This is a genomic window from Veillonella sp. (assembly GCF_032470285.1).
Classification (GTDB): Bacteria; Bacillota; Negativicutes; order Veillonellales; family Veillonellaceae; genus Veillonella.
The window spans coordinates 59,317-74,434 of sequence record NZ_JAWEKP010000003.1; the positions used below are offsets into that span (position 1 = coordinate 59,317).

Consider the following 15,118-nt stretch of genomic DNA (forward strand, 5'->3'; position numbering starts at 1 on the left):
TTGGCATACTTGTAGCGACCATTATCATGGCAGCAAAGTGATTGACCTCTAGCTGAAAGCTAGCTTTCTAATCGTAGCATGAAAAAAGGCCCGACATAGAAGTCAGACCGTTTCTTCAATTTTAAACACTAGAAGCGAAGTCTGGCGTCGAAACCATTTATGCCTCACTTTGATATAAATTATATCATATCTAAACAGGGAAAGAAATCAAAGGATTTCTTTCCCTGTTTTATTGTTATAACCTTTAATATATTCGTCATTTATAAGTATCGTCTTCAGCTAATATTTTTTAGATATCCTCTAAAGTATAAACAGGTAAATATCTTTGAGCAAATGCTAGATTTTTATTGAGTTCTGCCCATTTAGTAGCATCACCAATAACATATACATATTCTTTTGCTCTTGTAAAAGCTACATTTACATTATTTGCATTAACCCATTTAATTGCGCCATTAGCAGAACCATCACTTTGGCAGCCCAGCATATAAATAACTATTTTAGCTTCTTTTCCTTGGAAAGTATGAACAGTTCCGATATTATCCTTTAACCAACCGCTCTTATTATCTTTATCTGTCCAGTTGACGATATCATCACTAATGAATTCCATATACTTTTTAAAACCATACGCAACAGTAGTAAATGGTGTAATAATAAAGATATCTTTAAATTTCACATTTCCTGCTCGTAACTTTTGGATTAATTCAAAAGCGATTTGACCTTGTACTTGTATATATCGATCTTTACCCGTAGTAGATTCAATATTACTTGCATCATAAGTTATCCAACAGCTTTCTTTACATGGATCAATAGGTTCTTTAGGACTCATGGTCTTATTAATCATAAAACCACCATAAGATAACTCATTAGCAACTGTAAACATTGGATCTTTACAGCGTCTATGAATAACGAGCGGGCAACCGACCCAAGATTCAGAACTATCAAGATTTTTGATAATACCTCCAAACGGATTTTGTGCATCAGCTAAACTTTGTACAGATAGCTCTTTACTCCGATATTTTCCAATACCTTCGCCACCAATTTTTTCGACAAACAAATCCTGTACAGTTTGTACTGGTTCAATCTGTTTAGGATCACCAACTACTATTGCCTTTTGCGCACGGAATAATGCCCCTACAAGCATATGAGGTGACGCTTGTCCTGCTTCATCGATAATAATTGTACCTAACGAACTTTCAGATTTACAATTAATCAAAAATCTCTCCACAGCAGCAAAGGTGGAGGAAATAACTGGTACTGCAATCATCAAGGAATTAAGTAATGCAGGGAATATAGCATCAAGGTCAAAATTTTTCTGTAAATTTTTCCTATCATTTAATGAGCCCCAATACTGACTAAGTAATTGCATATTTTTTCTGAAAGCATCACTCACAACAACAGCCTTTTGCAATTGTAAAGCATCATATAATAAACGTTCTCTACATTCATTTAAGTAGTTGCACATATATAAGAACGCTGTATGGGCCTCTGCTCGGTCCTCATGAAGTGACATTAAATTTGATACTATATCATCAAAACAATGTATAGTGTCTTTATTATCAGTTTTTAATATACCTAAAATATCTTGCTGTGTTTCTTCTATTTTTTGAAGAGTATTATCAAGCCCTTTAATATCAGCTAATAAACCATCTTTCGTATTGATTATAGATTCACGCTCATTAACCAACTGGTGTAATGCATCTAATTCACCTTTAACATTTTGAAGCTTTGTAGTCTCGTCTTCAATAACTGATAACAATGCAGCATTACTCATGGCTTCTAAAATAGACCAGTTGGTAGCACTCCAAATCTTATCAATAATAGAACGTTTGCTGTTCAACCCTATTAATTTAGACTCAATACTATTTTTACGCTCTATCAACTTCAACAAGTTATCATCTAAATCATCATACTTACTTAATTGTTCATTGATTACAAGAACTTCCTCTTTTAATTTATCGATTTTACCCTTTAATTCTTGAATCAAATGAATATTCTCTTCATAGGCTGTTACATAAGTAAATAATGCTTTTACAAGATTATGTTGAGCCTGAAACTGTTTCTTGGCACTTTCAAAAGCATCTTGAGCACTAGGCATACGCATAATAGAGGACATATCTGAGGATAATGCATCTAATACTGGCATAAATGTGTTTATATTAGACTTCTTACCAAGTCTCGCAGAAATTAGGCCCCATTGTTCATTACTTTCCGCTAAACGATCTGCTAAAAAGGTAAAATATACCTCATTAGATTTAACAAATTGATACTTCTTATCCTTAACAAAATAAGATAAATCAACCTGTTGATTAGAGGAATCTGGATGAAATAATGTAGACCCATTAGTCCCCTCTTCCACAGAGGAAATATTTGGCAATTCTAATGTAATATTTTCAACGGCCTTATTATTTGATGAAAGCACTAGCATGCCATATAATGCAATATCACTAGGTATATCATAGTAAAAAGATGTCCCATCCCGGCCCATAACTTTCTTAAAGATATCGTTTACATTATTACTTTCACAAAACTTAGCAGCACGTTCAACAATATTACTAGCAATAATATCCTTCAATAATGTGGTTTTGCCTGTACCGGGAGGTCCATTAACCGAAAAAATATCTTTAGGGTTCCCCTTAGCAATATTAACAGCAATTTGCTGCATAAAGGATAAATTAAACTTTGAAGGCCATCTACCATATGGTAAAACCTTAGGATTATACCATTTGCGCATCTGATCAGTATCCTTTAACAAATCATAATGCTCAATATCCTGATTAAGACTATTGATATAAGACAATAACTTATCTTTATCCTTTAATGTATCAATGTGTTGTAACACCAACTGTAAATCATCGAGGAAAAAGCTAGATTTTAAATCATTAATAGGCATTGTCTCAGCTTTAACTAGCTGAATCTCCTCTGCCTGAAAACCACAGTAGCCATAAATATCACCAGCACGGAACATGGTAATACCCATAGGTTCTAAGATATGCTCTCGTAAATATGTATTAATTACACGTGCAGCATTATCAAGAGATACTTTTTCCTCAGGAAGATTAAAACTATCTTCAATTGATTTAACAATCTCATGCCAACCATCTAGCTTAATATCTTTAAACTCCACATCAGGCTGAGACATCATTTGATAAATCACCCAAATAAAAGGAGCAATTTGAAGACTCCCCTCTTTATAGTATCCCTCTGCATCAACAACAAACGATGCACTATACACATTCCCTAAATATGGTTTTTCAGGATATTCAATTTCTAGTTTATCAATGAAGGCCTCTAATACTTCAGTCCCTTTAACTACACATAATAGAACAGCATGTTCATCATCTAAAACATAGTCCTTTTCATCCTTAAAATATTTAATCTCATCAGTAATAGAGTAATTATAAGAATCATTTGGTAACGGGACTACATACGTAGAAACACGCGAATTTGTTCTTTTCCAATAAGGTTTTATTACAGACTGTTGATAAATAGTAGTTGTATCATTCTCAGTAGTAAATACAAGCTCATTAACATACTTCTTAGGAATTGCTTTATACTTAGGAACCTCTTTCGGTTGCAAACATTCAAGTGAATACCAATACTTTATAATTTGCTTTGCAGTATCTTTCATCTATACCTACCCTCTCATTAGACTAATGAAAATATTATACAGGTAGAAGAAAGAGATTTCATGAAAATCAAATAAAAACAGTTTAACCGTATAGTCAGACTGTTTCTTAAAGATATTACTCAAATAAGAACATCTTATGTTTCTCATTTATTTCATAGTAATTTAATAACTAGTTATAACATAAAATATCAAAAATCCACCAACAAGAAAAGCGATTCCACTAACAACAACAGTTATAATTGTAGTATTACGCCAGATAGTACCATTCTTAATCATTTTATCATTACCATTAGCTTCGTTATAATATGTTTGTGATATATAGGCAAATAACCAAGAAATAGTTGAAAAAAAGGCACCTATCGAAAAGAAAACTAATCCCCATGCAATTCCTCTAATCCAACGTTCAAATTCAGTTCCCAAAATATTTCCTAGAAAAGCTAAGATAGCTATACCAGCTGCACCATTTAATAAAAGTAGTGCCTTTAAGCCGCCACTAGCATATTCTTTAATTAAAGATAATCCAATTTCAGACAATTTCACCTCTAATTCACTTACCTTTAATCGAAACTCAGTTCCACTCATTTTTCATATTTTTCATAATTATAATTATCAAAATTCTGCATATTTATCTCCTTAAAATTACTTGGGAACAGCGTAAGTTAGGAGATATAGCTACATTCTCAAAAGGTAATGGCTATTCTAAATCAGATTTAGCACCGTCTGGAGATCCAATTATCCTATATGGTCGTCTTTATACAAATTATGAAACCACTATTAGGAATGTAGATACATTTGTTGAATTAAAAGATAAATCAGTTATTAGTCAAGGCGATGAAGTAATAGTTCCAGCATCAGGTGAAACTGTAGAAGATATTTCTCGTGCTTCAGTTGTTAAAGATCAAGGAGTTATTATTGGTGGTGATTTGAATGTAATTAAAGTAAATCATTTATTGGATCCAACATTTTTAGCTCTGACTATCTCAAATGGAGAACAACAAAAAGAGTTGAGTAAACGAGCTCAAGGAAAGTCAGTAGTTCATTTACATAATTCCGATTTACAAGAAGTTAATTTAACATTTCCTCTGCTTAATGAACAAAAAGAGATTTCGACTCTTTTTGAGAAGATGGATAGTATTATTACCCTTCATCAGTAAAAGCCATTTCTATATAATAATTCTCATGCTAATCCAGCCATAGACCGCATCACTAGATCAATATCTCTATTTTCCATTTCTTGAATAATATGGATATATGTTTTTTGTGTCGTCGTCATACTTGCATGCCCTAGTCTTCTTGCAACACTTGCAATCGATACCCCTGCGAAAAGTAACAACGAGGCATGAGTATGTCGTAAACCATGAATTGATATGACTGGTATTCCCAACTTTTTACAATACCGTTCTAATACACCATTTATTGTCGAATTGAATACACGACCTTTCACAAATATAGGCTTATCTTCAGGTAAGCCTTTAATTAGTTCTGAGAACTTTATGATTGTTTGCCAATCAAGCTGTATTTTTCTCACTGATGAGCGATTCTTCGTTGGCAGGAATCCACCATTTCCTTTATAATCCCACGTTTTATCCACAATCAATGATTGATGTGAAAAATCAAAATCCTTTGGCGTTAATGCTAAAGCTTCTGAAAATCGCATCCCAGTTTTTGCTATTATCAATATCAACCAATCCCAGTTAATCTCGGATGTCAACTTCAAGTTAACTAACAAGGTATGTAATTCAAACTGATTTAGATATTTGATTTTCTTTATTCTCGGTGACCGACCTTTTATAATAGCCTTCCGCGTCGGATCCCTATCAATAAATCCTTCATCTACTGCATCCAATATAGCTGCTTTAATTTGATGATGAAAGTCCATTGTTGTTTGTCGTTCATGAAACTCTGCATAATCATTTAATAATTGTTGATACGATATTCTGTTTAATTGTGAAAGCTTAAGTTCAGGAACTAATTTTTTTAACCATAATAGAGTTATCTCATATTTTCGCATTGTTACATTACGAATAGCCCCTTCTTTATAAATTCGTATCCACTTTTCGTAATAAATATAAAATAGTTCGGATTTTTCCTCTATTGTCAACATAATTCTACCCCACCATTTACGCTGTTCCCACATAGAAATGGCTCTTGCTGATGAAGGGTAATATTTTTACTCAATAGGCTTAATAGGGTTCCTATTTTCTTCTGTTCCTCAATATTAGGAACTAAAAGTTCCTTATTTAAGAAATGATTATGATCTAATTTATTTGATGAATTTCCTGATGATGTAATAGATTTTGCCAATATAGGAGCCATCACTCGTTCAAGTTGAATCGCATATTTCCAAAAATCTAAATCATATTCGGTAATAGGTCTATAAATGGGAAATAGCTCTGAAATGATACCAGTACCTATATCATTTAATACAAATCGACCAAATTTAAATTCATTATTTGGATGTCCCTCAAAAGCTATATCTCCTTTTTTCATCACATAGGTACGTGTATCTAAATTATTTGATTGTACTTTATCAGGATCCTGAAAATACATCTTTGCAACAGAAATCCATTTATCCCGCCCTAAAGTTCCATCATTACGTTCATTTACACGTTTATATAAATCCCCTAACTTACGCTGTTCCCAAGAAAATAAAAAGCCGTATTAAACACCATATAATGTCTAATACGACCAAATCTAAACGTTTCTGACCATATACGGACAAAACTTCGGATATTCTATTATTAACAAATATACTTTAGGATTTTATGTTGCTACTTCAATTCATCTCTTAACGGTATAACTTCATCAGACAAACATACTTCCCATGCTTCTATCATGTGTTGAGGGTATGAAAATGGATCAGAATCGGGGTGTTGTTGTACATATACAGGATAGTTAGCACTGCCTACTATTCTATTTTTATTGTATATATCTTCACCTAGTGTAGATTGATTTACAGAAACCATAAGTTCATCCTGATTAACACACCATGTTGATGCAAAGGATTCAACAATAGAGTCATAAGCTTTAGTAAAATATTCTCTTTTTATTTTCAATAGATTACTATCTTTATCTATCACCTGTGTATCAATATCATCAAGAATATGTTTATAAATAGTACGGACTGATTCACTCTTATTCAACTTTGTTAAAGCATCTTCAATTTTTGCACGAGTATCTTGACTGTTCGCCTCATATTCACTTAATAAAGCATCTATATAGCTTTTATCAACAGTATATGTCTGTACTGTACTAGAATCAAAGAAATCAATTAATTCAATACCAGGTTCATTCTTATCATCAGGTTTTAAGGATGCTTTTATCGTATTATATAAGCCAATATTGTCTTCTATAATTGCAATCTTTTTAGAAAAGGTACCATGTTTGTCATTATCAAGTTCTATGTTAAAGTCATCATATGAGGCAATAGCACGATAAGCTTTATTTAAATCCTGGAAGCACTTCACAAAGTTAATTCGATCTGAAACGGGAGCATATTCAGTAATAGGATTATTTGAATTTATAGCCTCTAATTTTACTAAAGCTGTATATGCAACATTAAACTTCTTTTTAGATTCTTCATATGTTGGGTAGATCAAACTACTATTATTATTCGTTTGAGAATACAACCGAGTTGCTGCATATACATGTTCCTTCATCGTCGCAGGTTTTCTAAAGGTTGTAATCAAACCTTTATCTTTTCCTTTATATGTTCGATTAGTTCTAGAAAACGCTTGTATGAGTCCAGCATATTGTAAGTTCCGATCTACAAACAAGGTTTGACATCTAGGAGCATCAAATCCTGTTAATAATCGATCTACAACAATAACTAAATCTAAATGTTTACCAAATTCTTTAAACTCACCCTTTTTACGCGCTAGCCTATTGTTAATGTCACCATTATAACGATTAATACTTTCAATAGACCAAGAGGTCCCAAACATCTGATTATACTCATCAATAATCTCAGCCATTTCAGTTTCTTTTAATGCTGAATCCTTTGTATTTTCCTCTAAAGAGTATGTAATTGCCACACGTGGAAAATCTGGATCATTCATAACCGCACCCTGGCGCAAAGGATTATTGGGAAACTGTGTTTCTAACCAGTTCTTATGGGCTGTAAATTTCTTAATTGCCTTATAATAACGCTTCGCCATATCAATAGAACTAGTTGTCAAAATAGCAGACATTGTTGGCTTACCATCTTTGAATACAAATTTACTATATGCATTGTTAGGGCTTAAAATTTTGCGAATTACAGATTGAATATGGTCATCTGACTCATAATGTGTACTCTGTAAATATTGCTCTTTATCAATATCCTTCATAGATTCAATAGTGGACACTAGCTCCTCATCGGTATAATTGATATTTTTTTCTTCCGAACGCATTGCTCGGTACACTACATTCGCCAGTTCATCCTGATGTATAGTAGATTCATGTTCTACCTGAAATCCCAATACAGATCCATCTTCAAGCGCATTTTTTATAGTATATCGATGTAAAACTTCTCCATATTGATCATGTGTAGTGCGGGCATATTGACCATCAGAACTCTTTTTATTCTCCTCAAAAATAGGTGTACCTGTAAATCCAAACCATGTCGATTTTGGAAATACTTTTTTAATATCATCCATATTTTGAGCACTAATAGCTCTATGACATTCATCAACAATAAATACAATATGTTTTCCTCGAAGGTTAGCAAGTCTTCCTGGTTCTTTTTCTTGCAAGTATTCAACAGCCTTATTTAGTTTTTGGCGTGTAGTCACAATTACTACATTAGAACTTGAATCCTGTTTAAGAGCATTTGAAAGCTCCTTGGTATTCCCCGTACCGACTATAAGTGTATTTTTGTTAGTATTTACACCTGTTGAGTAAGCAGAGGCAAATTTAGTAAACTCTGATGTCGTTTGATTATCTAAATCTTTTCTATCTAACAGCATAATAGTTCTATCTATCCCACTCTTTTGGGCAAGTAGTTTTGTAGATACAAAACTAGTTATAGTCTTACCTGAACCAGTTGCATGCCAAATATAACCAGATTGATGTTTACTTGCAGCCTCAAAAATTGCTTCTATAGCATGAATTTGGTATGGGTGTAAGACCATTAATATCTTACTGCTTACTTCTTCACTAAGAATCATATATTCAGATACTAATTCATGAGCTCTTGGAATATTTAATACCTGCTTTGCAAACTCATTAATATTCTCAACCCTTGTATTATCTCGAGTTCGCCAACCAAACATAAATTTTTCTTGTAACTCACCTTTTGGAGCAGCAGCCATATATCGAGTCGTTTGTTCATTAGACATAACATATAGCTGTAGCGTTTGGAATATAGTATTTGAAAATGTCCCTTCATCAATATATTTTTCTATTTGATAATAGGCTTGCTTAACCCCATCCTTTGCTATGGCTGTTTTTAATTCTATTTGAATAATCGGCAGACCACCTATCAATAAAGTAATATCAAATCGACGACTTCGTTCTTCTAAGTTAGATTTATTTTTTGCAATTTGATGTACTATTTCATAAGAAGAAAAGCCACCATTTTTTTCAATACTAGAATAAATAATTAACTCTATACGCCCTAAACCATTATCTCTTTCCAGAACAACTGAACACTTTCCCTTTTCACCACGCAGCCATTTTGCGGCTTCAAAAGGCGTTTTAGTATTTGCCAATATTTCTGATCGAATTCGCTTAAACTCACTATCAGTTAACATATTATCATTAAGTTCACTTTTATTTCGAATCTCAATAATATTACGTAAATTGTTCCATAAATCTTCTTCTGTTTTTAAATCCGAACGAAAAGTCCATTGTCCATGTTGTGCACAAAGTAAATCAATTAGATTTTGTTCGAGCTGAGCTTCTTTTGTATTATTTAATTTCCCCATATAGTTATCCCTGTAATTCTATACAAACATTTTTTGAAGCAAGCCTTTTTTTACTTCTTGTAACCTTTCTAACTTACGCTGATGAAGGGTAATAGACTCATCTATTTGATTTATAAAATTGCTTATCTTATTTTGTTCTTCAAGTGATGGAATGGTAACATCCCACTTTTTTAACTCATCCATTGGAACCAGATTTGTCATGGCAGATCCAGGATTTGCTTGTGTCAGCTGTTTTTGCATCATATCTGACTGCATAAATTTGAGAAAGTATAGTGGATTAACAGAGTTCTTATCCACTTTAAATCTAATTAGCGCTTGATTAAAGACACCCTTCTTTATGCCATCTGGCACCATTGAGATTCTACCTATAGTACCTGCACCACTCATAATAAAATCGCCTGGTTGTATATTAAACCGAATTAACTCATTATATTTCTCTTTTGAAATAAAATAACGAGTTACATAATTATCATATATGGCATTTTGTTGTTCATATACTACATAGTCAGACTTCTTTACAAAAGAATCTTTTTTTAATGAACTACCAAATGGACCTCTTCTGATTCCATTTTGTGTATCTAATAAATCAAGAAACTTACGCTGTTCCCAAGCATCAGTAAATCCTTTAAATCTAACCCCTGGAATTTGACTTCCATTTCTTGGAAATAATTTTTGTAACAATGATTTTTTAGCTAAATTGAGCTTTTTAAGCTTACACTGATGAAGGGTAATAATTCTATCAAGAGCCTCTAAAAATGAACTAATTTTTTCTTGTTCTTTTTCATTTGGTATATTAATAACTTGATTTTTTACTAAATCAGAATTTAAATTCACTTGACTACCTGGTTGACCATACTTATTCCATTCTTCTCGGAATATTTCTAGCCACCAGAAAGCATATAAAATATTAAATTTAGGATTTAGAAAAATTAAAAAACCATCATGAACACCTGTTGGAACGTAATTGATTACAGGTTTTCCTACTGTTGCGGCAATACTCAATAATAAATGTGGTGTTTTTACAACACGAGTTTTATCTTGACCTAATTTAGATATTTTTTGTTCTAAATATTGAATTCGACCATCTTGGGCTGTAACATCTGAAATTCTTAACCAACCTACATCTGAATTATTATCAAACCATTTTGAATCACTTATCGGTCTTGGAGATGCACCACGTACAATTTCAGCTAAATCTCCCAGCTTACGCTGTTCCCAATCTTCAGTAAATCCCCTAAATCGTATTCTTGGTTTATTTGCCATAATTAAATACCTCAAGTACACCATTTAACCAATCTTTATCTTCATCAGTACAATCTAACTGAAGAAGCATATCATAAATCTCTTTTTCTAATTTTGCTTCTTCTTCCTTAATAGCTTTCATCTCTTTGCCAAGTACAACCATGTCAATAGGAGCTTCTTCTTCAAAGGTATCAACATAGCGTGGAATATTTAGGTTAAAATCATTTTCTTTAATTTCTTTAAATGGTGCTAAATAAGAGTACTTTTCAATACTTTCACGATTTTTATAAGTATCAACAATGCGTTTTATGTGCTCTGGTTCTAATTTATTCTGATTTTTGAATTTTGTGAAATTATTGCTTGCATCAATGAATAACACATCACGTCCTGGGCGATTCTTTTTAAGAATAATTACAGTAGTCGGTATAGATGTTCCAAAAAATAGATTTGCAGGCATCCCAATCACCGCATAAATACTTCCATCTTCTAATAATTTTTTTCGAATTATACCTTCTGCTGCCCCTCTAAACAAAACCCCATGTGGCAAAACAATTGCCATAGTACCAGATGTTTTTAAATGATAAAACCCATGTAAGAGAAAAGCAAAATCAGCTTTAGATTTAGGTGCTAACTTTCCATAACGGTTAAAACGTGCATCATCCATAAATGTAGGATCTGCAGACCACTTTGCAGAGTATGGAGGATTCATAACTACAGAATCAAACATATACGGCTCATCTGTCGGCCAGTCTTTATTTAGTGTATCCCCATTATGTAGACGTTGATCTTCAGCATTTACTTCATGAAGAATAAGATTCATACGTGCAAGATTATATGTAGTTACGTTAAGTTCTTGTCCATGGTATTGTACACGATCTGGATTATTTAAATACTTACGTACATTTAGCATCAATGAACCAGAACCCATTGTAGGGTCGTATACAGTAAACGATGGTGTATCCTCTTGTCCAATTGTTACAATTTGAGCCATCATATTAGATACTTGTTGGGGGGTGTAAAACTCACCTGCTTTTTTACCTGAGCCAGCAGCAAATTCACCAATCAGATATTCATATGCATCGCCAATCACATCACCATCATGACCTAACACATCAACTTCATCTAGTTTTTTAATAACTTCACTAATGGTAATATTTCGTTGATTCGCATCTACACCAAGTTGTTTTGAATCTAAATCAATATCATCAAATAGCCCCTCAAACTGTTTGTATGCCGTTTCCAATCGTACAAAAGCATTTCTCAAATGAACCAATTCAAAAGAGTTATCCTTAACAGAATTAGCAAGTTCACTAAAAAGATATTGCGGTTCTATATGATACCCTAACGTATCTGACATAGTCGCAATAAAAAACGCCTTGCTTTTATCATTTAAAATATAAGATTTATACAATTCTGTTTGCTTTGCTACTGTATCATATTCATCAAGGGATTTATAAGCTTTTACAACTGTAGACTCTAATAATTTATCAGATAAATATTTATAAAAGATTAGCCCTAAAAGATAATCTTTATATTGATCAGCACTCATTTTGCCACGCAAACTATCTGCAGCACTAAATAATTTTTGATTTAATTCCGCCCCCATAATATCTCCTGTATTTTCATAATTTATTCATAGTAATTATCTTAATTTTACTATAAAAAATACCACATATAAACACTTTACTATAGTAATAGTGAATACATGTGGTAAAACTTACATATATATTTTTATGAACTAAATTGGAAATCAAGTCAAGATTATATCATAGATTGACTATTTTCCCCTTATTTTACAGATGAGTTTTCATATATACCTTTAGGTATAGCTCCCATCCCAGCTTGGCTTTTAGCATATTTATCTTTGTCATTTGCATTGTCTACATATTGAACTATATCGCGTAAGTCTTTTGATGGTGTTTTATAATCTAAATCGGCCATTATAAAGTGAGTATATAAATATTTATCATCATATAGTGATTGAATGTACATTCTAGATTTAGATCGTTCTACTTCCATATAGATAGCAGGAGTGGCATCATTCCAAACCGTTGCGTATTGAATTGGCTTGAAATCAGAATATGGCTTATACATAATGAAGAATCGTATCAATTTATAATTAATTTGATGACGATTAGCCAACTCTTCCGGTTTTAATTCTCTCACCATGATACCTTCACGATATTTTTTACCATCATAGATATAAATTGAATCATTATCAGGGCCATGATACACTAAATCACTTGATTTTAAAGTTTGGAACGTGAATCCATTAATAGTTATTGGTTTTGTTTTTGAAAGTATTTGTTTTGCAGGCTCAATCGAAGGTAGTACATAATTAACTAATGGTGACATTAGCTCTTTATACACGTATTGCTGATCATGTGTCTTTAATAGCTCTAATTCCTTTTTCTTAATTAAATCATAACTAATATGATAAGACAGCGAAGGATCGGACTTTACGCCAAAGTTAATAGCCCCTTCTAAAGCTCCACTTTTAGTCTGCCCAATCTCCCATGTAGCATTTCTAACAGTAGGATACGAGAACGAATTTTCTTTAACTTGACTTTCACCACTCTTACGAATAGTATAATGTATATTGCCTTCAATTAAGCGGAAATTTCCTTTTTGAACCTCTGTAGTTAATGGGTCCCCTTTTATAGTTTTACCAAATTGACTACTCTCTGGTACAGTAAATTTAATATTTGCCCCATTATCCTTAAGAATAAAAACAGAAGAAGACTGTTTTGTAGAATGATACAATTCTTTTGTAAAGTATAGTAACTCATCTAGTGTCCATTTTTTAGAGCCATTATTGTTATATTCATCTCGTATCTGATTAGCTATAATATTTTCAGTCTTTTGGACTTCATTACCAGTCTTACGATAGTTCTGATAGGCATCTTTTGCTACTGTAGGATCTGCACCTGGTATATTAATATCAATCGCATGACTTCCCAACGTAACACAGCTTAAACATAGTGCAGCCATCAATACACGTTTCATAATAGACTCTCATCCTTTCACATAATGCCTCTCAAATAGTATATATGTATAGAATATCATATTTTATTTGACTCATAGTAGTATAATATAAATATATGAACAAGGAGGTAATTACTATGAAATTTACAAAACGTATACTCATCATGACTGCTTTAGCCGTAACCGCTGTTGTATCTACTGGATTTGCTTACGATTATGTATGCAATAACTCTCAGTACAATTGCAACACTAACACACAATACAACTCCGATAACAATACGAACAATACTAACTATGCACCAGGCACCAATAACAACCAAAATTATTGCGGTCCAAACTCTAATACTAGAGGATGCGGCGGATTTAGAAGATAATATGGTAAATACGATAAAGGCCTATAGTACTAAAAATGTACTATAGGCTTTTGTCGTATATTACAAGAATACTATTTAATTCATCAAAATACAGTTAGGATCAATATAGCAACATACTTTTATCAGGAGTTCATTCTGTTAAAGTATTCAATGGCTTTTGGTGTAAAACCAATATAGGTATTACCAGCTGCGTACGGTCCTAGTTCATATGGTTGGTAAACTAGATCAATGTTCCCCTTACCACGTAAGCAATAGTTATCGGTTACATATTTTACACTCCATCCACTTGGAATATAGCTCTTTATATGATTACCTGTATAATAACTTAATACATGGGATCGTAAACCGTTATCCAATTGTGCTGCATTCGCAATTTTTATATAGTTATATAATGGAATGCGTTGACCTGTTACTTTATTATATACAAGACCTCTTGTATTATACATACCATGAGCAGCTCCGGCGTAGTAATAATAGGTAGTTAGTAGGATTGAAACAACTTGACTATCCTCATAGGTAACCTTATAGTTTTGAGAAACTTGATAAATATGTTGGTTGTAATACATATCCTTTGCTTCGAGTACATAATTTGCAATATCTGTATTAATAACTCTTTGAGCATAAGCATGTTCTGTATAAACTAAAGGATACTTTAAATCTAAATTTACATCTGATTGACTGCCTGTAACAACAGTTGCATACGTTGGTACAGTTAACATAACACCTAACATAGAGGTCATACATAGCTTTTTAAAGATTCCCATAATAATGCCTCCTTTTACAAGCACCTTAAATAGGTTTATTACTATGTTAGTTCTACAAGCTATAATAAAACTCCTCTTTTATATTTTACTTTTTTGATAGTTTATTTCACTTTATAAAACAGCCAAAACGATTTAGTATTTTACACTAAAATATAAATGTAGCTATATCATACTTTCACCATACAAAAAGGGCCCTCCAAAGAGAGTCCTTAATCTGTA

Annotated in this window: 11 protein-coding genes; 2 read left to right on the forward strand and 9 right to left on the reverse strand. The window is 32.6% G+C overall.

Annotated elements, in window-relative coordinates:
• Positions 1-289: 289 nt before the first annotated feature.
• Positions 290-3,628, reverse strand: a complete 3,339-nt coding sequence (locus E7B10_RS04465; protein WP_287511142.1) for an AAA domain-containing protein — start codon at positions 3,626-3,628, stop codon at positions 290-292.
• A gap of 162 nt (positions 3,629-3,790) precedes the next feature.
• Positions 3,791-4,162, reverse strand: a complete 372-nt coding sequence (locus tag E7B10_RS04470) for a hypothetical protein (protein WP_038125442.1) — start codon at positions 4,160-4,162, stop codon at positions 3,791-3,793.
• A gap of 104 nt (positions 4,163-4,266) precedes the next feature.
• On the opposite strand from E7B10_RS04470, the gene E7B10_RS04475 reads away from it, so the two are divergent.
• Positions 4,267-4,782: a restriction endonuclease subunit S gene (locus tag E7B10_RS04475; protein WP_255324367.1), complete on the forward strand. Its 516-nt coding sequence runs from the start codon at positions 4,267-4,269 to the stop codon at positions 4,780-4,782.
• Between the two features lie 23 nt (positions 4,783-4,805).
• Here E7B10_RS04475 and E7B10_RS04480 read toward each other — a convergent pair whose 3' ends face one another.
• The 6 genes from E7B10_RS04480 to E7B10_RS04505 all read right to left on the reverse strand — a co-directional run bounded on the left by E7B10_RS04480 (position 4,806) and on the right by E7B10_RS04505 (position 13,782).
• Complete coding sequence (locus E7B10_RS04480) at positions 4,806-5,732, reverse strand: site-specific integrase (protein WP_008714200.1); 927 nt, start codon at positions 5,730-5,732, stop codon at positions 4,806-4,808.
• On the reverse strand, positions 5,726-6,178 hold the full coding sequence (locus E7B10_RS04485) for a hypothetical protein (RefSeq protein WP_008714202.1): 453 nt from the start codon (positions 6,176-6,178) through the stop codon (positions 5,726-5,728). Before E7B10_RS04485 ends, E7B10_RS04480 begins: the two co-directional genes overlap by 7 nt.
• Before the next feature lie 221 nt (positions 6,179-6,399).
• On the reverse strand, positions 6,400-9,534 hold the full coding sequence (locus E7B10_RS04490) for a type I restriction endonuclease subunit R (protein WP_024062102.1): 3,135 nt from the start codon (positions 9,532-9,534) through the stop codon (positions 6,400-6,402).
• Between the two features lie 18 nt (positions 9,535-9,552).
• Positions 9,553-10,797, reverse strand: a complete 1,245-nt coding sequence (locus tag E7B10_RS04495) for a restriction endonuclease subunit S (protein ID WP_316055255.1) — start codon at positions 10,795-10,797, stop codon at positions 9,553-9,555.
• Positions 10,787-12,382, reverse strand: a complete 1,596-nt coding sequence (locus E7B10_RS04500) for a type I restriction-modification system subunit M (RefSeq protein WP_008714208.1) — start codon at positions 12,380-12,382, stop codon at positions 10,787-10,789. The genes E7B10_RS04495 and E7B10_RS04500 overlap by 11 nt, the downstream gene beginning before the upstream one ends.
• 182 nt (positions 12,383-12,564) lie before the next feature.
• The gene (locus E7B10_RS04505; RefSeq protein ID WP_008714210.1) at positions 12,565-13,782 is read right to left on the reverse strand and encodes a hypothetical protein; all 1,218 of its coding nucleotides are present in this window, start codon (positions 13,780-13,782) and stop codon (positions 12,565-12,567) included.
• 116 nt (positions 13,783-13,898) lie between these two features.
• On the opposite strand from E7B10_RS04505, the gene E7B10_RS04510 reads away from it, so the two are divergent.
• Positions 13,899-14,135 (forward strand): hypothetical protein, encoded by a 237-nt coding sequence (locus E7B10_RS04510; RefSeq protein ID WP_038125447.1) that lies wholly within the window; start codon positions 13,899-13,901, stop codon positions 14,133-14,135.
• 122 nt (positions 14,136-14,257) lie between these two features.
• Here E7B10_RS04510 and E7B10_RS04515 read toward each other — a convergent pair whose 3' ends face one another.
• The gene (locus tag E7B10_RS04515; protein ID WP_038125449.1) at positions 14,258-14,899 is read right to left on the reverse strand and encodes a PdaC/SigV domain-containing protein; all 642 of its coding nucleotides are present in this window, start codon (positions 14,897-14,899) and stop codon (positions 14,258-14,260) included.
• Between the last annotated feature and the right edge of the window lie 219 nt (positions 14,900-15,118).